This is a genomic window from Trinickia caryophylli (assembly GCF_034424545.1).
GTDB lineage: Bacteria > Pseudomonadota > Gammaproteobacteria > Burkholderiales > Burkholderiaceae > Trinickia > Trinickia caryophylli.
This window is the reverse complement of the sequence record NZ_CP139970.1, coordinates 2,474,602-2,494,905: the sequence shown is the minus strand read 5'-3', so window position 1 is coordinate 2,494,905 and position 20,304 is coordinate 2,474,602. Positions and strand designations below refer to the sequence as shown.

The 20,304-nt window shown below is 64.1% G+C and carries 20 protein-coding genes; 10 read left to right on the top strand and 10 right to left on the bottom strand.

Going from position 1 to position 20,304, the window contains the following annotated elements; genetic code table 11:
* Positions 1 to 8: 8 nt before the first annotated feature.
* Both U0034_RS11240 and U0034_RS11235 read left to right on the top strand, forming a co-directional pair.
* Positions 9 to 1,208 (top strand): 4-oxalomesaconate tautomerase, encoded by a 1,200-nt coding sequence (locus U0034_RS11240; RefSeq protein WP_085228533.1) that lies wholly within the window; start codon positions 9 to 11, stop codon positions 1,206 to 1,208.
* 24 nt (positions 1,209 to 1,232) lie between these two features.
* Positions 1,233 to 2,123 (top strand): NAD(P)-dependent oxidoreductase, encoded by an 891-nt coding sequence (locus U0034_RS11235; protein WP_085228532.1) that lies wholly within the window; start codon positions 1,233 to 1,235, stop codon positions 2,121 to 2,123.
* Here U0034_RS11235 and U0034_RS11230 read toward each other — a convergent pair.
* The gene (locus U0034_RS11230; RefSeq protein ID WP_085228531.1) at positions 2,075 to 3,025 is read right to left on the bottom strand and encodes a LysR family transcriptional regulator; all 951 of its coding nucleotides are present in this window, start codon (positions 3,023 to 3,025) and stop codon (positions 2,075 to 2,077) included. The two genes, U0034_RS11235 and U0034_RS11230, sit on opposite strands and share 49 nt — an antisense overlap.
* A gap of 112 nt (positions 3,026 to 3,137) precedes the next feature.
* On the opposite strand from U0034_RS11230, the gene U0034_RS11225 reads away from it, so the two are divergent.
* Positions 3,138 to 4,238, top strand: coding sequence for an NADH:flavin oxidoreductase/NADH oxidase (locus U0034_RS11225; protein WP_085228530.1), 1,101 nt, complete (start codon positions 3,138 to 3,140; stop codon positions 4,236 to 4,238).
* A gap of 84 nt (positions 4,239 to 4,322) precedes the next feature.
* Here the strand turns inward: U0034_RS11225 and U0034_RS11220 are convergent, their stop codons facing one another.
* Positions 4,323 to 4,790, bottom strand: coding sequence for a nuclear transport factor 2 family protein (locus U0034_RS11220; RefSeq protein ID WP_085228529.1), 468 nt, complete (start codon positions 4,788 to 4,790; stop codon positions 4,323 to 4,325).
* Positions 4,791 to 4,929: 139 nt separating this feature from the next.
* Positions 4,930 to 5,943, bottom strand: a complete 1,014-nt coding sequence (gene kdgT / locus U0034_RS11215; protein WP_085228528.1) for a 2-keto-3-deoxygluconate transporter — start codon at positions 5,941 to 5,943, stop codon at positions 4,930 to 4,932.
* 223 nt (positions 5,944 to 6,166) lie between these two features.
* Here kdgT and kduI point away from each other — a divergent pair, with 223 nt between their 5' ends.
* The 3 genes from kduI (at position 6,167) to kdgR (ending at position 8,734) form a co-directional block, all read left to right on the top strand.
* A complete protein-coding gene (gene kduI, locus U0034_RS11210; RefSeq protein ID WP_085228527.1) occupies positions 6,167 to 7,003 on the top strand; it encodes a 5-dehydro-4-deoxy-D-glucuronate isomerase in 837 nt (278 codons plus the stop codon).
* A 44-nt stretch (positions 7,004 to 7,047) separates the two neighbouring features.
* On the top strand, positions 7,048 to 7,809 hold the full coding sequence (gene kduD / locus U0034_RS11205; protein ID WP_085228526.1) for a 2-dehydro-3-deoxy-D-gluconate 5-dehydrogenase KduD: 762 nt from the start codon (positions 7,048 to 7,050) through the stop codon (positions 7,807 to 7,809).
* A 67-nt stretch (positions 7,810 to 7,876) separates the two neighbouring features.
* A complete protein-coding gene (gene kdgR / locus U0034_RS11200; RefSeq protein ID WP_102623045.1) occupies positions 7,877 to 8,734 on the top strand; it encodes a DNA-binding transcriptional regulator KdgR in 858 nt (285 codons plus the stop codon).
* A gap of 12 nt (positions 8,735 to 8,746) precedes the next feature.
* Here the strand turns inward: kdgR and U0034_RS11195 are convergent, their stop codons facing one another.
* Both U0034_RS11195 and U0034_RS11190 read right to left on the bottom strand, forming a co-directional pair.
* The gene (locus U0034_RS11195; protein ID WP_085228524.1) at positions 8,747 to 10,033 is read right to left on the bottom strand and encodes a HipA domain-containing protein; all 1,287 of its coding nucleotides are present in this window, start codon (positions 10,031 to 10,033) and stop codon (positions 8,747 to 8,749) included.
* A 14-nt stretch (positions 10,034 to 10,047) separates the two neighbouring features.
* The gene (locus tag U0034_RS11190; protein ID WP_386092278.1) at positions 10,048 to 10,338 is read right to left on the bottom strand and encodes a helix-turn-helix domain-containing protein; all 291 of its coding nucleotides are present in this window, start codon (positions 10,336 to 10,338) and stop codon (positions 10,048 to 10,050) included.
* A gap of 386 nt (positions 10,339 to 10,724) precedes the next feature.
* On the opposite strand from U0034_RS11190, the gene U0034_RS11185 reads away from it, so the two are divergent.
* The 3 genes from U0034_RS11185 (at position 10,725) to U0034_RS11175 (ending at position 14,556) form a co-directional block, all read left to right on the top strand.
* The gene (locus U0034_RS11185) at positions 10,725 to 12,497 is read left to right on the top strand and encodes a phospholipase D-like domain-containing protein (protein WP_085228522.1); all 1,773 of its coding nucleotides are present in this window, start codon (positions 10,725 to 10,727) and stop codon (positions 12,495 to 12,497) included.
* Positions 12,498 to 12,663: 166 nt separating this feature from the next.
* Positions 12,664 to 13,689: an aldo/keto reductase gene (locus tag U0034_RS11180; RefSeq protein WP_085228521.1), complete on the top strand. Its 1,026-nt coding sequence runs from the start codon at positions 12,664 to 12,666 to the stop codon at positions 13,687 to 13,689.
* Positions 13,690 to 13,860: 171 nt separating this feature from the next.
* Entirely contained in the window at positions 13,861 to 14,556 is a 696-nt protein-coding gene (locus U0034_RS11175) for a hypothetical protein (RefSeq protein WP_085228520.1), read from the top strand.
* A 296-nt stretch (positions 14,557 to 14,852) separates the two neighbouring features.
* Here U0034_RS11175 and U0034_RS11170 read toward each other — a convergent pair whose 3' ends face one another.
* Positions 14,853 to 15,413 (bottom strand): helix-turn-helix transcriptional regulator, encoded by a 561-nt coding sequence (locus U0034_RS11170; RefSeq protein WP_085228519.1) that lies wholly within the window; start codon positions 15,411 to 15,413, stop codon positions 14,853 to 14,855.
* Positions 15,414 to 15,502: 89 nt separating this feature from the next.
* On the opposite strand from U0034_RS11170, the gene U0034_RS11165 reads away from it, so the two are divergent.
* Positions 15,503 to 16,417: a LysR family transcriptional regulator gene (locus U0034_RS11165; RefSeq protein WP_085228518.1), complete on the top strand. Its 915-nt coding sequence runs from the start codon at positions 15,503 to 15,505 to the stop codon at positions 16,415 to 16,417.
* A 196-nt stretch (positions 16,418 to 16,613) separates the two neighbouring features.
* Here U0034_RS11165 and U0034_RS11160 read toward each other — a convergent pair whose 3' ends face one another.
* From U0034_RS11160 to U0034_RS11145, 4 genes are read right to left on the bottom strand one after another with little or no spacing between them, the layout of a single operon-like run.
* Positions 16,614 to 17,090 (bottom strand): hypothetical protein, encoded by a 477-nt coding sequence (locus U0034_RS11160; RefSeq protein ID WP_139831172.1) that lies wholly within the window; start codon positions 17,088 to 17,090, stop codon positions 16,614 to 16,616.
* A 44-nt stretch (positions 17,091 to 17,134) separates the two neighbouring features.
* Positions 17,135 to 17,704, bottom strand: a complete 570-nt coding sequence (locus U0034_RS11155; RefSeq protein WP_158243548.1) for an outer membrane beta-barrel protein — start codon at positions 17,702 to 17,704, stop codon at positions 17,135 to 17,137.
* Positions 17,705 to 17,749: 45 nt separating this feature from the next.
* Positions 17,750 to 18,574: an ABC transporter ATP-binding protein gene (locus U0034_RS11150; protein ID WP_085228569.1), complete on the bottom strand. Its 825-nt coding sequence runs from the start codon at positions 18,572 to 18,574 to the stop codon at positions 17,750 to 17,752.
* Positions 18,575 to 18,590: 16 nt separating this feature from the next.
* Entirely contained in the window at positions 18,591 to 20,201 is a 1,611-nt protein-coding gene (locus tag U0034_RS11145; RefSeq protein ID WP_233211999.1) for an ABC transporter permease subunit, read from the bottom strand.
* Positions 20,202 to 20,304: the final 103 nt, after the last annotated feature.

The following is a 20,304-nucleotide window of genomic DNA, read 5'->3' as shown; positions in this document are numbered from 1 at the left end:
ACCCGCCGATGTCGACCAGCGCGGCACGACGCCAGACACGCATTGCCTGCATGATGATGCGCGGCGGCACGTCGAAGGGCGGTTTCTTTCTCGCCGACGACCTGCCGGCCGATCCGGCCACGCGCGACCGCGTGCTGCTGGCCGTGATGGGTTCGCCCGACAAGCGTCAGATCGACGGCATCGGCGGCGCCGATCCTCTTACGAGCAAGGTGGCTATCGTGTCGCGCTCGGCGCGGCCGGACGCTGACGTCGACTATCTGTTCGCGCAGGTGGTCGTGGACGAAGCACGTGTCGATTACGGCCAGAACTGCGGCAACATGCTCGCCGCCGTAGGTCCGTTCGCGATCGAGCGCGGGCTCGTGCCGGCAGCCGACGGCACGACGAAGGTCGCCATTCATATGGTCAACACGGGCCAGACGGCTGTGGCGACCGTGCAGACGCCGGGCGGTTATGTGTGCTACGAGGGCGACACCCGCATCGATGGGGTGCCCGGCACGGCCGCGCCGATTCCGCTCGCATTCAAGGACACGGCGGGCTCGACCTGCGGAGCCCTGCTGCCGACGGGCAATGCGCGCGACACCATCGGCGGGGTCGACGTCACCTGCATCGACAACGGCATGCCGCTCGTGCTGATTCGCGCAGCGGACCTCGGACGTACCGGCTACGAGAGCCGCGAGGCGCTCGATGCCGACACTGAACTGAAGGCTCGCGTCGAGGCGATCCGCCTGAAGGCCGGGCCGATGATGAAGCTTGGCGACGTGGCTGCGCGCACGGTACCGAAAATGTGCCTTATCGCGCCCCCGCGCGCCACGCCGGACTCGCACGGCAGCAACACGGCGCCGCCCGGCACGATCTCGACGCGCAGCTTCATTCCGCACCGCTGCCACGCTTCGATCGGCGTGCTTGGCGCCGTGAGCGTCGCGACGGCGGCAGTCATGCCCGGCACCGTTTGCGACGGCGTGGCCGCCCCCACCGGTGGCATGCGCCGGCGCGTGAGCGTCGAGCATCCGACGGGCGAATTCACGGTCGAGCTGGAGATGGGCGGCACGCCCGAGGCGCCGGCCGTGGTCGGTGCCGCGCTGCTGCGCACGGCTCGCTGGATGTTCGACGGCGAAGTCGGAATCGCGACGAGCGTGTGGGACGGCAAACGGTTGGACGGCACGCGGTTGGACGGCACGCGGTTAGACGGCACGCGGTTGGACGGATAAAGCTCAGGCCAAAGGCTCGGACTCATGACGACGTTTGAACGCATTGCATTCATCGGCTTCGGCGAAGCGGGCGGTATTCTCGGTGCCGCCCTCGCGGTAAAGGGCGCCGAAGTTTCGATGTACGACCTGCTGCTCGACGACGCGCGCGAGGCGGAGGCCATGCGCGGCAAGGCGCGCCGTGCCGGCGTACGCGCGGGCGCCTCGGTGGCCGACGCGATTCGCGGCGCCGATCTCATCGTATCGGCCGTCACGGCCGCCTCCGATCTCGAAGTGGCGGCCGGCGTGGCGGCGGCGATCGCACCCGGGCAGGTGTTCCTCGACATCAACTCGGTCTCGCCCGCCACGAAAACGCACGGCTGCACGGTGATCGAGGCGGCCGGCGGCCGCTTCGTGGAATCGGCCGTGATGGCGCCGGTCCCGCCTTACGGCATCGCGGTGCCGATGCTGCTTGGCGGCAGGGATGCGGAAGCGGTGGCCGACGCGCTGCGCGCCCTCGGGTTCGACGCGCGCGCGGTCTCGACGAAGGTCGGCGTCGCGTCGGCCGCGAAGATGTGCCGCAGCGTCATGATCAAGGGCATCGAGGCGTTGACCGTCGAGTGCCTGAGCGCGGCGCGCGTCTACGGCGCCGACGAAATCGTGCTCGCTTCGTTGCGCGAGACGTTCGACAAGTTCCGCACGAATGCGGACCTTCCCGGTTATCTGATCAGCCGCGTGGCCGAGCACGGGCGGCGCCGCGCGGCCGAGATGCGCGAAGTGGCCGAGACGCTGCGCGATGCGGGCATCGAGCCTTCGATGAGCGCAGCCTGCGCACAGCTGCAGGACCGTTTCGTCGACACGATGGCCGCGGCCGGCGCGTGCTACGCGGACTACGCGCCGTTCGTCTGGCGCGACGTGCTCGATAGTTTGCGCAAGTAGGCCGGCACCGGCGCCGGCTCGGCGCTTTGCTTCGCGCTGCAGCTTTGCTGGAGATGAGCGATCGCACGCAGTGCGCGGGCCGAGACGGGCCATTCCGCGCGATGGATGAGCCATAGCGTATCCACCACCGTCGCACCGCATTCGACGACTTCGATCGCGTCCGGTCGGCCGAACGCCGTGCGCGCGTGACGCGGTATGACGGTGAAGCCGAAACCGCGCGCCACCGGCTCGAGAATGAGTCCCACCTGATTGCTGAAGCCGCGGCACGGCAGCGTGCGCACGCCCGGGTTGCCCGGAAAGCGCCGGCTCAGCAGGCGGCTCGCCATGGCCTTGCCGTCGGGGTGATCGATGAATCCCAGGCGCTCGAGATCCTCCCAGGTATGCACGCACTCGCCCGCCGGCACCACGAGTTCCAGCGGCTCCTCGGCGAAATAGCTCGCCTCCAGGCGCACGTCGTCGGGCTTCAGTGTCACGATGCCCAACTCGTAGCGATTCGTCAGCACCCCGTCGAGCACTTCGCTATCGGGGGCGAAGCGGTGCCGCACCGAGAGCCCGGGGCTCATCTGCTGCAACTCGAGCAGCAACGGATACACCGACAGCCCGATGCTGCCCGGCGTAATGATGCTGATCTCGCCACGATCCCTGTCGGCTTCGGTCAGGCGCAGCTTGAGACGCTCGTCGGCACAGTCCACCTCGTCACAGTACTCGAGCAGCGCACGGCCGGCCGGCGTGAGTTCCAAGCTGCGAGGCCGGCGAATCAAGAGCGGCCCGAGCGCCTGCTCGAGGTGGCGCAGGTGCTGGCTCACCGCAGCTTGCGTCAGGCCGAGCCGTTCGGCCGTTTTGGTGAAGTGACCGAGCTCGGCCAGCGCCGCGAACGTACGCAGCCATTGCGGATTCAGCATAAGCAACTCTTATCAAACCGATAACCAGCGGGTGGTTTTAATTATAGCGCCGGAGCCGTAGGCTATCGAGCCTGACCCAAGACGTTGTCCAACCCGAGGCAAACCACCCGCTATGGCTGCTTTATTCACCCCCTTCCGACTCAAAGACGTCTCGTTGCGCAATCGCATAGCCGTGCCGCCGATGTGCCAATACAGCGCGGTCGACGGGTTCGTCGACGACTGGCACTTCACGCACTACGCGAGCCTTGCGCGCGGCGGTGCGAGCCTCGTGATCGTCGAGGCGACGGCCGTTTCGCCCGAAGGCCGGATCACGCCCGGCTGCACGGGCCTCTGGAACGACGAGCAGGCCGAAGGCATGGCGCGCATCGCCGCCTCGATCAAGGCGGCCGGCGCCGTGCCCGGCATTCAGCTCGCGCACGCGGGGCGCAAGGCCAGCGCGAACCGCCCGTGGGAGGGCGACGATCATATCGCCGACGGCGACCCGCGCGGCTGGGCGACGCTCGCGCCGTCCGCCGTCGCATACGGCGCGCAGTTGCCGAAGGTGCCGAAGGCCATGACGCTCGAAGACATCGCCCGCGTGAAGGCGGATTTCGTCGCGGCCGCGAAACGCGCGCGCGATGCCGGCTTCGAATGGCTCGAGCTGCATTTCGCTCACGGCTATCTGGCGCAGAGCTTCTTCTCGGTTCATTCGAACCGGCGCGACGACGCTTATGGCGGCGATCTCGCCGGCCGCAGCCGGTTCCTGCTCGAAACGCTCGCGGCGGTAAGGGACGTGTGGCCCGAGCGCCTGCCGCTCACGGCGCGCTTCGGCGTGATCGAGTACGACGGCCGCGACGAAACCACGCTCGCCGAGTCGATCGAACTCGCAAAGGGATTGCGCCGCGGCGGCCTCGATCTGCTCAGTGTCAGCGCCGGGTTCTCGACGCCCGATGCGAAGATTCCCTGGGGTCCGGCCTTCCTCGCGCCGCTTGCCGAGCGTGTACGCCGCGAAGCGGAGTTGCCCGTTGCGTCGGCCTGGGGCATCGATTCGCCCGCCATCGCGAACCGGACGGTTGCCGAAGGCCAGCTCGACCTCGTCATGGTCGGCCGCGCGCACCTCGCCAATCCGCATTGGCCCTATCAGGCCGCGCTGCGGCTCGAAATCGAGCGCCCGTCATGGGTGTTGCCGGCACCTTATGCGCACTGGCTCGAACGCTACCGGGTAGCCGAGTGAGGCGCCGCCGCGGGCCGCGCATGCGTGCGGCCGGCCCGGGCGAACGTCTGAAGGTGCGCAAGTGGTTGACGCGTACGCCAGCCGTTATTGCTTCGGCAGCAGATAAGCCTGACGCGCGAGCAGCCGCCAGCCTTCGGGGCGATGCTTCCATACCTGCAATACGCCGATGTGCGAGGTCGTCACCTTGCCGTCGGGCTGATTGTTTTCCGAGTCGAACACGTGACGCACGATCGCGTCGTCGCCCACGACCCTGACCGTCTGATTCGACAGCGTGAGCGAACGGAACGCATGCGTGCCGTCGAGCTCCTTGAGGAAAGCGGCCTTGTCCTGGATACGTCCTGACGAGTGACCGTAGGTCAGATCGTCTTCGACGAGTTTGGCGAGCGCGGCGCCGTCGCTCGCGAGCATGGCCGAGCGCATGGCCTCCACCGCGCTCGCCACCGCGGCACCGTTCTCGTCGGGGGCCGTGGCGCGCACCGCGCCGCTCGCCACGATCAGCGTCACACCGGCCAGCGAGCACAGCGTCCGTCGAAACGAAGATGAAACGATCATGCAGCGTCTCCTTGTCGTTGCCGTCAATGGGTCCTCCGTTTGGCGCCAAGGGTCTGCCTGGCGCCAGGGGCGAAGCGCGCGGGACGGACGACGGCCGAGCCGCGTCCCGCATCGTTCGGATACGCCGACACCCGAGCGTTCAGATGTGTCCTTCCTGCTCGAGCGGACGGCCGTGCGCAGCCGGCATCGCGTCGGAGCGTGCCGCGCCGTTGCCGACCCGGCGCGCCCACATCGCCGTGAGAATCGGCACGAGGATGGCGGTAACGAGGCAGGCCGTGGCGACGAGCGCGGTGGCCGCCGGCACCATCGGTTTGAGCTTCGGCACCATCTCGCCGATGATGGCGGGGTTCGCCACCGCCGCGCCGGCCGTCGAAGACGCGGCGAGCCCGGCCGTACCGTTGCCGCCGCCGATCAGCTTGTCCGACAGCATGAGCGGGATGCCGGTGATGACGATGACGACGAGGCCGAGCAGCAAGCCCGGCAGGCCGCTTTTCGCGATCACGCCGAGATCGATGCCGTTGCCAAGGGCAAAGCCGAAGAACGGGATGAGCGGGACAACGCACCGGCCGAAGAGCTCGCGCAACTGCTTGTCGAGATTGCCCAGCGCGAAGCCGATCAGAAACGGCAGTACCGCACCCACGAAAAGCCGGGCCTCGAAAACGGCCACGCCGGTTGCCCCGAGTATGAACATACTCACGAGCGGCCCCGATTCGATCGACATCAGCACGAACGCGCCGGCTTCCTCCTTGGTGCCGTATTGCTGCATGACCGCGGCGTAGAGTCCGCCGTTGGTCATGTCCATCGCGGCGGTGATCGCGAGTAGCGACAAGCCGGCCAGCACGCCGGACTTGATCCCGTCGTCGGGAATGAACTGCGCCGCGAGCAACGTGGCAAGCCAGGCGACGAGAATCTTCGTCAGCACGAGCGTGCCCGACTTGCGCAGCACGACACCGGTGGCACGCAGGTCGATCGTCGCGCCCATGCAGAAGAACCAGACGGCGAGAATCGGCACGGTGCCGCTGATGAGCCCGTTCGTAAATGAGCCGAGGTACTTGCCGGCGCCCGGCGCGAACGTATGCACACAGGCGCCGAGCACCATCGGCACGAGCATCAGGCCGCCCGGAATACGGTCTATTGCGTTCTTGAGGTTCACGTCTCCTCCGTGGACTCTGCGTCCTGTTGACGGGATATCGGTTGTTTTTGTTGAATCGGAACGATATTCCGAATTCCTCAGTGCTGCACGTCGTCGTATACCCTCGGATGTTTTTACACTCACTCCGCCCGGCCGACAGAAACATTTTCCAGTTTCGGATCGACGTTCCGAAAATCGAAAATCTGTGTTTCAATGCGACCCAGCGCGTTCAAGGAGAGACCCGATGGAAGTGAGGCAAGGTATTCACAGCGAGCATGCGAAAACGCTCGACACGGCCGGGCTGCGCCGGCAGTTCCTCGTCGAGCGCGTCTTCGAGCGCGATGCGCTTTCGCTCACCTATAGTCATATCGACCGCATCATCGTCGGCGGCGCATGGCCGGCCACGCGGCCCGTCGAGGTGCCGGGCTCGCTCGGCAAGGCCATGGGCGTGGGCCATTTGCTCGAGCGCCGCGAACTGGGTGCGATCAACGTGGGCGGCGACGGTTGGGTCGAAGTGGACGGCGTGCGCCACACCGTGCGCACCGAAGAGGCGATCTACGTCGGCCAGGGCGCGCAGGCGCTCGTATTCGGCAGCGCCGACACGGCCCGTCCGGCGAAGTTCTACCTGAACTGCGCGCCGGCTCACACGCATTACCCCACGCGCACGATCACACTCGAGCAGGCCTCGCCCGAAACGCTGGGCGACCCGGCCACGAGCAACCGCCGGACGATCTACAAGTTCATCGTGCCCGAAGTGCTGCCCACCTGCCAGTTGTCGATGGGCATGACGAAGCTCGAGCCGGGCAACCTCTGGAACACAATGCCTTGCCATACGCACGAGCGGCGTATGGAGGTGTATTTCTATTTCGGTCTCGCCGACGATGCGGCGGTATTCCATATGCTTGGCGAGCCGCGCGAAACGCGGCACATCGTCGTGCACAACGAGCAAGCCGTGATTTCGCCGAGCTGGTCGATTCATTCGGGCGTGGGCACGCGCGCCTACAGCTTCGTCTGGGGAATGGTCGGCGAAAACCAGGTTTTCAAGGACATGGACCACATCGCCGTGGCCGATCTGCGCTGATCGCGCACCGTCCATCGTCACCGACAGACCATGCAGGGATAACCATGTCAGCACGATTGTTCGACCTGGCCGGCAAGACGGCCGTCGTCACAGGCTGCAATACCGGCCTCGGTGCGGCGATGGCCGTCGCGCTGGCCGAAGCCGGATGTCAGATCGTCGGCGTCAACCGCAGTGCCCCTGCCGACACGATGGCGCGCGTCGAGGCGGCGGGCCGCCGCTTCGTCGACGTCCGCGCCGATCTCGCCTCGCTCGATGCCATCGATACGGCGGTCGCGGCGGGCGTCGAAGCGTTCGGGCACATCGACGTGCTCGTGAACAACGCGGGCGTCATCCGCCGCAACGACGCGCTCGAATTCAGCGAGACCGATTGGGACACGGTGCTCGACGTCAATCTGAAGAGCGTGTTCTTTCTTTCGCAGGCCGTCGCGCGCCAGTTCGTCCGCCAGGGCTCGGGCGGCAAGATCGTCAACGTGGCCTCGATGCTCTCGTTTCAGGGCGGCATTCGCGTGGCGTCGTACACGGCCTCGAAAAGCGGCGTGCTCGGGCTCACGCGGCTGCTCGCCAACGAATGGGCGGCCAAGGGCATCAACGTGAACGCGATCGCGCCCGGGTATATGGAGACGAACAACACGGCCGCGCTGCGCAGCGACCGCGATCGCAACGACGAAATTCGGGCGCGCATTCCAGCCGGCCGCTGGGGCGTGCCCGACGATCTGGCGGGCGCCGTGGTGTTCCTTGCCTCGGCGGCCTCCGATTATGTGCACGGGCACACGCTTGCCGTGGACGGCGGCTGGCTCGCCCGCTAAAAGCGCGGCCCCGCCGCCAGGACGCGTTATGCTCTCGTCAGATCCCACAGCGACAGAACGAAGCAAGATGAGAGCAAGATCCAGACAACAGGATCGCGACGCCGCCGCTCCGCGCGACGTCGAAGCCGCCGAAGCGCGCGCGGGCGGCGAAAAGAGCGAATCGGTTTCGGCCGTCGGCAAGGTGTTCTCGATCCTCGCCGCGCTCGGCGAGCGTGGCCAGATCGGCATCAGCGAGCTGTCGCAGCACCTCGGCATGTCGAAGACGACGGTGCACCGCTTCCTGCAAACGCTCAAGGGGCTCGGCTACGTCGCGCAGGAAGGCGAGACCGACCGCTACCGGCTGACGATCCGGCTTTTCGAACTGGGCGCGAAGGCATTGGAGAGCGTGGATCTGGTGCGCGAGGCCAACACCGAGATGCGGCGTATCGGGCAGACCACGCGCGAAGCGGTGCACCTCGGGGCATTCGACGAAGACCACATCATCTACATCCACAAGATCGATGCCGATTACGGCTTGCGCATGCAGTCGCGCGTCGGGCGGCGCAATCCGCTTTACAGCACCGCGATCGGCAAGGTGCTGCTGGCGTGGATGAGTCCCGAAGAGGCGAAGGCGGTGCTCTCGCGCGTGGAGTTCAAGAAGTCGACGCCGAAGACGCTCGCCTCCGCGCAGGCCGTGCTGAGCATCCTGCCCAACGTGCGCGAGCGCGGCTACGCCGAAGACAACGAAGAACAGGAAGACGGCCTGCTTTGCATCGCGGTGCCCGTATTCGACCGGTTCGGCCACGTGCTCGCGGGGCTCTCGCTTTCCTTTCCGACGATGCGCTGCGGCGCCGACACGAAAGCCCATTACGTCGCGTTGCTGAAGGACGCCGGGCGGGCGATTTCCGAGCGGCTGGGCTATCGGGCCGAGGAGCAGGCGCGGTAGACGCGAGCCGAATCAGGCCAGCGCGCGCGCCATTTCAGCAAGAGGCAGATGCTCGATCGTTGCGAGCAATCGAATTTCTCCTGCATCGGGACGCGCGATCTCGCTGACATCAGCCTTGACACGAGCGATGGCTTTGCCAAGCCCCCGAAGCAAATCATCGAGCTCACGCTCCGCGCCCGTGCGGGGCATCCCCAACTGCTCGGCCATAAGCAAAACATCGGCGCGCCCGACCTCGCTGAAGCGGATGGCCTCCCCGATTCGCATCGAGAGCTCGCAGTCGGGCCAACGCTCGCCGCCTTCGCTATAGGTGGGCGTGTTGTAGGCAGCGGTAGAGACGAGGTCGTAAAACGGCGCGAGTTCATACCCAACGCTCGTCGAAAAAAAAGAGAGGTTCTTTAAATGCGCATCGGCATTGCCGATCAGCACGTTGAACACCGCCCAACGAAATAACGCGAGACGTGCGCCCCCCTTCGCACCGAGCTTGTCGATGCATTCGGTGAGCGAGGTCACGGTCGCATTGGCATACTTGAACGCCTTGTCCTTATTGAGCAACTGCATCGCATCCAGAGTGTGCAGCCGCCCTGCCGGGTCGGTCGCCGTATTGCGGTCAAACCGGTCGACCACATAGCACGCCGACGGTACGCGAATGAAATGCGTCGCAGGAACGCGCAAGCCCAACCGGGCGGCCAGGCGCATGCAGAAAAACTCGTTGATGGCCGAATGAGGGTAGCCGTTCACTCTCATGTCGGGTTTCAGCAGGTGCATCGACGGCTGCGCGCCTTGCGGCTCGAAGAGCGAATAGTCCGGGTGACTGCCTTCCAGTATCACGAGCAACTTCTGTTGCGCACCCGCTGCCGACATTCGCTTCGGCGCCTGCGCCGTCAACGCATGCCGAGGCATCGCGCGGATCCGCGCCTCGAGTTGCTCGAACGACAGCGGCACGCGGGACCCGGGCAGATCGGCATCCCCATCGGGTAACAGCGTCAACGCGCCGGCCGATTCACGGCCGTAGTAAGCAAGCAGGCCCCACGCGTCGCTCGCATCCAGCTTTGCTTCACGTGCTAGCGCTACACGCATGGCCTCTTCGGGCAAAAGATTGTCGAAGAACCATTGGACCGGACGGTCCCGCGCCCCATCGGTCACGGACTCACTGTTCAACGGAAACGCGGGCGCAATAGGAAATGCGTCGGGCGACGACGCCCATTCGGCATCGTAAGCGAATGACCAGATGCCATCGTCATCCGTCAACGTTCCGACTCGCCGCCCATTCGCCCAGGCGATCAACGTTCTCGCAGCCATGCCACCCCTCTTGGTCAGCTACCTGCGGCGCCGGTTTTCCGCCGCCGACGCGATGCCCGCGCCAAAGCTTCCGCCGAAACAAGAAACGACGTTTCCGCCCGAAGCCTGATACCGAGTTCATCGAGAAGCTGTAGCACCTTGCCTAACTGGGCCGTTGCCTTGCCACCCTCCACCTGGGAAATGAATTTCGGCGACAAGCCGGTAGCGTTTGCCAGCTCATCGCGTGACAGATTTTGCGCCATGCGCACCGCGCGCACGAACGCCCCCAACTCTTCGCTTTGACGGATGATCTGGCTCATGGATATCTGGTTCGTTCCCGCTCGGGAACATTCTGCCATAAAGAGAGCGAAAACTGACCGATTCGTATCCGCTCGGGAACGAATGGGGTTTCTAGCAAGCATTGTCATACGTTCCGTTCCCGCTCGGGAACGAATGAACCTATCCGGGTCGAAGAATGATTGCTTCGTTCCCGACTGGGAACGAAAAAAACGGGCTACCGCGCCCGACCTGCCCAGCCGGCAATCAGACGGCGGCAGCGCGCTGTGTCGGCCTTGAACTGACCTTGATCCGCGGAGAGGGGCTAACGCTCGTCTGCGGTCGCGGCACCGCCACATAACCGTCACGATATCGTCACACCATTAACAAAAGAAGCTGGGAGATTGGCTATCCGCCCATCCGCAGGAGACCGACGATGGCCGTTCGGGTCCGCAGCTATCTCTCCCCCACGCTCGTGCTGCTCGCCTTCGACTGGACCGAAGGCCGCTCGCGCGAGGACTTCCTTGGCTTCGCGATCAAGCGCACGCCCGGCTTCACGAGTCCCGACGGACAATCGGAGACCCCCGAAAGCTGGTTGCCCAACCGGCTCACGTTCGAGGGCCCCGTACCCGACACGCAGGCCGACGCCCCCTCCCGCATCGCGCCGATCCAAAAGTTCATGTGGTGGGATGCGCGCATCGAACCGGGCGACCGACGCAAGACGTTCCGCTACGACGTCTATCCCGTTGTGGGTCACTCCGCCGATCCGACCTTGCTCGAGCACGAGGCGGCAGCCGTAACGATCACGCTGCCGGCGCATATCGAAGACGGCATCGGCACCTGGTTCAATCGCGCCGTCGTCAGCTCGCAGGCATTCTCGCGCCAGTTGAAAACACTCGGCATCGCGCGCAACGAATCGCCGCCCCCCGAAGCCGCGCGCGCGCTGCGCACATGGCTCGCCAACGATCTCGAGCAGACGTTCGCCGAAATTTTCTCCAGTGCGCACGAGGCAGCCGCAGCCGTGTATCACCTGACCGATCCGCTCTGGGCCATTCCCGCCTTCGAATCGTTCGGCGAAGCCCACGGCAAAGACAAGCTCGCGCTCGTCTACGATGCGCACACCGTGCCCCGGAAAGGCGGGCCGCCCGCCCCGTCTCCGAATGCCGTCGCCGTTGCCGCGCTGGCCGAGGCGGCAATCTGCTACCCGCGCGAGCGCACGCACATCATGCATAACAAGTTCATCGTCGCGAGCGACGGCGAAACGCGCGGCGCACCCATGCAACTGCTGACCGGCTCGGCCAACTTCACGACCGAGGGCATCACCGAACAGGCCAACGTGCTGCACACATTCGCGTCGCCCGCACTCGCCGCACGTTACGCCGAGCGCGCTCATAGCCTTGCCGGCGATCCATCCATTGCCGAGACGGCTAAACTCGCGCCCGGCTGGTCGGCGCCCGTCGAAGTCGGCCGTGCATCGGTGCGCGTGTCGTTCTCGCCCGAGCCCAAGGGCTCGCGCTCGCAGATCGATACGATCGTCGAAGCGATCGGCAACGCGTCGCACTCCGTCCTCTTCTGCCTCTTCATGCCAACGGACGAAGCCTTGCGCGACGCCTGCTTTCAGGCCGGCGACAACGGTCTCATGATGTTCGGGCTCGTCAATCACATCAGCGCGAAACAAGCCGACGAAGCGCCCGGTGACGACGGCACGCTCGACGCGGCCCAACTCGCCAATCTCGCGCTCTATCACCGCAGCCGCGACAACCGCGACGTCATCGATGCCGGCTACTTCTCGCCCGCCACGGTGCCGGACGGCTTCGAGCCCGAGCTACGCCTCTTTCCCGGCGAAACGCCTCCTGCCTACGCGCCCGTCATCATTCATCACAAGTTCATCGTGATCGATGCGGAAGGCCCTCATCCGCTCGTCTACACCGGCTCGGCGAACATGAGCAATAACTCGGAGCACTACAACGACGAGAACCTGCTCGAGATCCGGGACCGGCGCATCGCCGGCATCTATCTCGCCGAATTCCTGCGCCTTTACGAGCACTATCGTGCGCGGGCTATCGCAATCGACCAGCGCAAGCGCAGCACACGGCAGCGCCTTTCCCTGCAGCCCGATCGCCGGTGGGCCGACAAGTACTACAAGCCCGGCAGCCCCGAGGAGAAAGCACGCGTCGCGCTCGCCATGCCGGCGCCAGCCGAAACCTGAGCCCGCGGCGCGGCGGGCCCGATCCGGCACCGAAAGCGCAGCCATGTCGGCGGTTGCGCACCTGCCTGCACGCGCCAGGGCGTTGCAGTAGGCTGATCGACTCGCGCCGGCGCGGTGCGGTGCGCCGCGCGGGTGGATCGAACAGCCCTTTTTATCGAGGAACACCATGGAATATCGACATCTCGGCGCATCGGGACTCAAGGTCCCGGTGCTGAGCTTCGGCACAGGGACATTCGGCGGCAAAGGGGAACTCTTTCAGGCGTGGGGCGAGACGGACGTCGCCGAGGCGCGCAGGCTCGTCGACATCTGCCTCGACGCGGGGGTGACGATGTTCGACAGTGCCGATATCTATTCGAGCGGCGCATCCGAATCGATACTCGGCGAAGCGCTCAAGGGCCGTCGCGACAAGGCGTTGATTTCCACGAAGGCAACGTTTCGTTTCGACGACGAGCCGAACAACGTCGGCTCGTCGCGCCACCACCTGATCAAGGCGGTCGATGCGGCGCTCAAACGTTTGCAGACCGATTACATCGATCTCTTCCAACTGCACGGCTTCGATGCGAGGACCCCCGTGGAAGAGGTGCTCTCCACGCTCGACGACCTCGTGCGTGCAGGCAAGATCCGTTATGCGGGCGTATCGAACTTTTCGGGCTGGCATCTGATGAAGTCGCTCGCCGTAGCCGACCGCTATGGCTACCCGCGCTACGTCGCCAATCAGACCTACTACTCGCTGATCGGCCGCGATTACGAGTGGGAGCTCATGCCGCTCGCACTCGATCAAGGCGTGGGCGCCGTGGTCTGGAGCCCGCTCGGCTGGGGCCGGCTCACGGGCAAGATCCGCCGCGGTCAGCCGCTGCCCGCCGTCAGCCGTCTGCACAAAACCGCCGACATCGGACCGCCCGTGCCCGACGAGTACCTGTACCGCGTCGTCGATGCACTCGATGCCGTGGCGCAGGAAACGGGCAAAACGATTGCGCAGATCGCGCTGAACTGGCTGCTGCGGCGCCCGAGCGTATCGAGCGTCATCATCGGCGCGCGCAACGAGGAGCAGTTGCGGCAGAACCTTGGCGCCGTCGGCTGGACGTTGAGCACCGAGCACATCGCCACGCTCGACGAGGCGAGCAAGCTACGCCCCGCTTATCCGTACTGGCATCAGGAAAGCTTCGCCGAGCGCAACCCCGCACCCGTGTGAACGCGCCGGCGGTGAGCAGTGGGGGCAGGCAATCATGGGAGGGGGTGCGCACCCACTGACATTCCTGTCAGTTTCGCCTCGCAACTGCCGCGGCTACATTGGGGCGGTGTTTTTTTCGCGCGAGCGCCGGCATGACGGCCGGCACCGAACCCTGCTCGCGAGGAGACCTCCATGCTGTGCCCCAATTCGACGTGGCGCCGGGTCCAGGCGATCCGTCACGGTATCGACGATCGCCTGCTCGTATTGATCGAAGCCGATCACCCCACCCTATGCGCCATCGAAATGGCAAGGCATCTGCGGACCTGGCGCAACGCGTACGGCGGTGAGCTCGAAATACTCGCGCTCGTTCGCAAGACCCGGATCGAGTCGGTCACGCGCGGCGATCATCGTCGCGCTGCCGTCGCGCGCCGGCTGCATGCGCTGGGCGTGCCCGTCGCCATCGGCATCGATGCGGGCAATCCGCTCGGGCCGGCCGCGCCGTCATGGCCGCTCGCCGCCGGCATCGTGCGCTGGAATTGGCTCGACAACGATGGGGCCGCCCATCCCGCGCTTGTCGCAGACACCCACGTGCGTGGCGGCGACGACGCAAGCGCCACGATCATCGGTTGCCAGACGGGCGCCGAGGCGCACCGCCATATGACGCTAGCCAGCGAAACGGCCGCCTGTATCGCGCATGGCGATGCATCCGCATGCGGGCTCGTTCTGCGGATTCTGCCGATTTCGTGCGGAGCACCCGCCGGGGAGCATCAGCCTTTGCTGTCGAGGCTCGCCGGCGCCGTTCGGCAACGGCGCGTTTCGCCTCGCGCGCAGCGGCCACGCCACGGCGTGGTTCATCGGCACACCGAGCCACGCGCGCAATTTCTTTAAGCCGCATGCTGAATTTCGCATTCAGAATCACAAAGCATATGCAATGCCCGTTCGGCGGGAATAGATCAAGCAGTCTATACATTTTCATTCGAGTCATTACGCGCATGCTCGGAGACTGCGCATTGCGTGCGATCATCTCGCGTTACCGGTTCCAAACGCGCGAATGAAAAGGGGTTCAATGGTAAACGTTTTGCCCCGTCTCTTTCCTCTTCTATTGGTTTTATTCGAATTTCGCGCACCGCGGGCCGGCCGTAGTTATGGTACCGGCCGCCGCCGCGCGGTATGGGCTCGGCCCGTCAGCGGAACCCGATGATGCCGAGCATAACCGCCTTGACCGCGGCATGCGTCTTGTTCGATGCGTTCAGTTTGGATATCGCGCGCGCTACGTGAAAGTTGATCGTTCTTTCGGTCACGCCGAGAATGAGGCCAATTTCGCACGAGGTCTTGCCTGCCGCGGCCCAGTGCATGACTTCGCATTCGCGCTCGCTGAGCGGCGTCACACCCGTTGCATCGCCCCGTAGCGGCAGTGGGGGTTTATACCCCTCGCGATTAATCAGTTGCTCCATATTTTGCTCCGCAATAGAAAGCAATCGCTGCCATGTCACCAGTTTGATCGCCATCCGTGCCGACGGCAGCAAGCAGCACTCCGCATGAACCCGGATCTGGACGGCTACTTCGAAAATCGAGGATGACTGCCGGCGTACCGGCAAGGAAGGAAGACGGACAAGAAGAGTTGGAATCCCCGCTTCGCTCGAGGCAATGGAATTGAACGTATCGGCGGCCGTACCGTCCTCGTATAGGCCATAAACGACGACGAGTAACCGAATATCGCGGCGCGCATTAATGCCGATCAGCATAATCCCACCTATCGGGCTACGGAAGATGCGTGGCACGCACTATATTCATGATTACGGCGCCACATGCGGCGTGCTGATCGGTTACCGCCATGACCTCCTCCGTGGACTTGAACATGCTTGTAGTGCTCGACGTGCTGTTGACCGAGCAAAGCGTCGCACGGGCGGCACAGCGGCTCGAGTTGAGTCCGTCAGGCATGAGCCGCGCGCTGGCCCGGCTGCGCACGATCATGGGCGACCAGTTGCTCGTACGGGCAGGGCATCGGCTCGTGCCCACGCCGCTCGCGCTCGAATTGCGCGACAAGGTGCATTCGGTCGTGGCGGATGCGCAGACGGTACTGCGGCCCTCCGCCCACCTCGATCTGAACTCGTTGGAGAGAACGTTTACGATTCGCGCCAACGATGGTTTTATCGAACGCTATGGCGCGGGAATCGCTGCGCTGATAGAGGCGGAGGCTCCTCACGTACGGGTGCGATTCGCCGCCAAGCCCGACAAGAGCGGGGCCATGCTGCGCGACGGCGTGGCGGACCTGGAGGTGGGCGTCGTCAATCATATGGCGCCCGAGCTGCGCATTCAGGCGCTGTTTCGCGACAGCTATGTCGGCGTCGTGCGGCGCGAGCACCCGCTCGCCGACACGGAAGTCACCGTGCAGCAATATGCGGCGTTCCGGCATATCAGTGTGTCGCGCCGCGGGCTGCCATTCGGGCCGATCGATGAAGCGCTCGCTGCATTCGGCATCGAGCGCGTGGTCAGCGTCATCGTGCCGAACTTCGCCGACGCGCTCGCGCTCGCCCGAACGAGCGACCTCATCGCAAACGTGCCGCAAAAACAGACCGAACACGCGCGGGACGGCATGCATATGTTTCGGTTGCCCGTGCACACGCCCGACATCACCGTGTCGCAGATCTGGCATCCGCGCCTGGAAGGCGATTCGGCACATCGATGGCTGCGCGCCTCGCTCCGGCGCGTGTGCAGCGATGCGCCGCGCGACCGGGGCGCCATCTAGCGCGGCGATCGAGGCCGGTGCGGTACGTACGATAGCCGCTCCCATTGCGCCACCCGTCCACCTGGGAGGTCCCGCCGGCACGCGCCTCCCCCGATGAAAGCGATCATCGCGTTCGAGTCCGTCGCACGAACCGAGAGCGTGAACCGGTCGATACCGAAACCATTTTGCGCGAGGCCCGGCGTGCCGGACGCCCCGGTCATTTCGCCAGGAAATGTATGACGTGCCGGTACCAGTAGCGCTTGATGCGATCCTGTTTTTTGCAGCAGTCGCAGTTGTCGCCTTGCTCCCGACGCGGTTTCGAACAGCATGCCGGGAGCGGCCTGTCAAAAAGCATTTCGTCCTCGTGATCGAATCCTGCGTTCACGAGAACGACATCAGCCCAATTTTCCGAACGTACGTCGATCGATTGCTTCAGATAGTCATCAGAATTTTGGTCGAGCCAGATGGAGGCCCCCTTCACATAGTAGCCTTGAGCCAGAAGAGAACGTAATTCATCGGTATAGACCGCAAAATCGCTGGTCACGCTGAACGTGAATTTTTTTTGTCCGGTGCCGCTCGATCGTTTTGCGAGCCCCTCCGTTGGACGATAGTGTTCCCTCACGCTGTTCTCGGTCGAGCAAGCCACAAGTCCGCAGATCGCTACGACAAGTGCCAGGATTGAGCGTGCTTTCATGGTGTTCCTGTACTCCGAGGCGGCGCTTGACGCGTACTGAGCGCCTAAAACATAAATCGCAACCCGGCTGCCAACATCCCGGGGTTCCGCGATCCCTTCCCCCCATCGAATGCCTGCTGCCCAATCGAAAAATCCTGGTGCCACTCGATGCGCGCGGCAAGATGCTCCGTAACCTTGAACGCCGCACCCAGGCCGAGCGAGGGGCCAAACGTCTCGTAGAACTTCTCCTTCGGGTTAGCGCTGAATGCGGTTGGAAGCGTGGTCATCTTGGCCACACCGAGTTTGGTGAAGAATTGAAACCTCCCTATATCGAAGGCGATGACGGTCGAGGCACTCGAGCTGTAGGTGTTGATGCGGTGTGTCGTGCCATGTTCATCCGTTATCGGCGCCACCCCAAAGCTGGCCAGTTGAAACTCGGCTCCGACACGAAGGATGTCACCGTATGCGAGCCCCCTGTGGCCCACATATGCCATTGCGCCCTGATGGTCGATCGATGTGTAACTGGGTGCTACGCCGACGTAGAACCCCCAGTTCGTTTCGGATGGCTCGCCGGGAGAGCCGAAAGCGGCCGACCAGGCGATACCGAGTAGCGCTGCAATCGAGAACTTCGTCATCACTGACATGCTTTCTGACTTGCGAAACTGTTTTCGTCGAACGATTCAATCGCCGCTCCTTCTGCCAATGGAATCGGATAAGTGCGAATGGCTCGCGTGGCCGCCCGTCGGCAGCTCGAGCAAGTCCGTGATGTACTCGATCATGCCGTGCATGTTGCCGAGCACGCGCTCCTCGCGCGGCGTATCGATCCTGATGCGTTCCGTAATCCGGCCTGGACGGCCTTCGAGCAAGAACACACGATCGGACAGCATGACGGCCTCCGAGACGTCGTGCGTAACCATGATCATGGAGCGCGTGCGGATCCTGGCGCCCGTCCACATCGCCATCAGATCGGCTCGCAGTTTCCGAGCGGTGAACATATCCAACGCCGAAAACGGTTCGTCCAGCAACAGCAAGTCCGGCTGCACCGCTAACGCGCGAGCGAAGCCGACTCGCTGGCGCATCCCGCCGGAAAGTTCCCGTGGATACGCGTCTGCATAGCCCTGGAGGCCGATCAGCTCGACCAGGGGGGACACTGCTGCATCGATAGCCGCACGCGCGCAGCCCCTCGCAATGAGCCCGAACGCGATGTTGTCAAATACAGAAAGCCAGGGGTACAACGCGAATGTCTGAAATACCATGCCGACCGCGCTTTGAGGCCCACTCACCTTTTGGCCCATCAGCGAGACCGTGCCATGTGTCGGCGTAACCAGCCCGCCCATCACCTTCAAGAGCGTGGACTTTCCGCAACCCGATCTCCCCAGGATACTGACGAACTCGCGCGGCCCGACGTCCAGATCGATTCCCTGCAGCACCGCTTCGCGTGTTCCGCGGCTGTTCACAAACGTCTTGCCGACGTTCTTCAATTTCAGCAATGCCGGTTCGTGCATCTCGTACATCTCTCCATTAGTCGTGCCTGTATCTGTGTTCGGCGAAGCGATGCAGGGGGCGCCAGACGAACACGAAGACGATGCCGACCATGAGGCACATGGCGGAGCAGCCGAGCGCGACCGCGCCTTCGTCGCCTCTATCCATGGCCTGCGAGATATATGCCCCCAAGCCCGACGCGTGGACCGTCTGCGAGCCCCATTGCATGACCTCGGCCGCGATGGCGGCATTCCATGCGCCGCCGACAGCCGCGATGGTGCCCGTGACCAGATAGGGGTAGATCGATGGCAGCATGTAAAGACGCCACCACGCTTTTCCTCTCAGACCGAACGACCTGCTGACGTCCGTGATGTGGTTTGGAATCGCAAGCGTGCCGCCGATCGTATTGAACAGGTAGTACCACTGCGTCCCCGCCATGATCATCGGGATGGTCCACCAGCCGTGGCTCTGATGTCGTGTCGTAACGAAGAACGCGATGATCGGGTAATAGATGTTGGACGGCATCGCAGCGAGAATCTGCACAACCGGTTGAGCAATGGCGAGCCGCCTCGGGGCGCGCGCCAACCAGACTCCGATAGGCACGAATAGCAGCATGCTCAGCACGATCGCCAGCAGGACGCGTGAGACCGTCTCCAACATCCACCAGGGAAGGACATCGAAGCTGTCCTTGGGATAGATCGTCCAGAGCTTGTAGCCCACATACACGCCGGCCGTGGCCAGGCCGGCATACCACAGCGTTGCCCATAATTGGTTCAGGCGTGCAAGCGTTGCCGTTACGCGATGCAAGTGCAGCGCGTACCATGCCTTGGGTAGCTGAAAGAGCCAGAAACGAACCACGGCACGCAAAGGTTGAACTGCGCCCTGCGCGATGCTGGATGCTCGAAGGCAGTCATAGAGCCAGGACCTGTGCAAGCCGTCCCGTCTGGATGATGTGTTGTCGTTCTTGAACCGTATCGTGTAGCGCACAAGCGGCCTGAATACGAGCTGGTCGGTCAATACGACATTGAGCGCGAGCGCGATGAAGGCCCACGCGATTCCGGGGACACTTCCCTGCCTCAATGCGACGGACACATACGAACCGATGCCGGGAAGCAATACCGTGCCGCCCTTCGCGGCAGGTATCGCTTCGGACGCGACCAATGCAAACCACGCGGCGGTTTGAGAATTGATGACGTTCCATAGGAAGCCCGGTGCCGAATACGGCCACTCCAGACGCCAGAACCGCTGCCAGGCGTTGTAATTGAACGAGTCGGCGACGTCGCGCAGATCCTGCGGCACCACCTTGATGGTCTGATAGAGGCTAAGCATCATGTTCCACGTCTGGCCGGTGAAGACCGCGAAGACGGCGGCCGCCTCCATTCCCATCGTGTTGTTCGGAAAGAGGTTCAGGAAGAAGGCGGTGGTAAAGGTCATGAAGCCGACCAGCGGTACGGACTGGACGAAATCGATGAACGGCAGGATGATCCGCCGCATCGGCGTATACCGGGCCGCGAGCACGCTGAGCGAAAACGAAAATAGCGTCGAGCACACCAAGCCGAGCAGAAAACGCATGGTTGTACGAGACGAGTAATACGGCAGATTTGCCGCATCGAGCGTAACTTCGGCGTTGCTGTTTATCGGTTGAGACATACCGTGCCAAGCAACGCTGCAAAACCACACGAACAGCGCGGCGAGGGTCAGGACGACCACATCGCTCAGTAGCGAAAACCATCCGCGCGCAGGCCGGTCACTC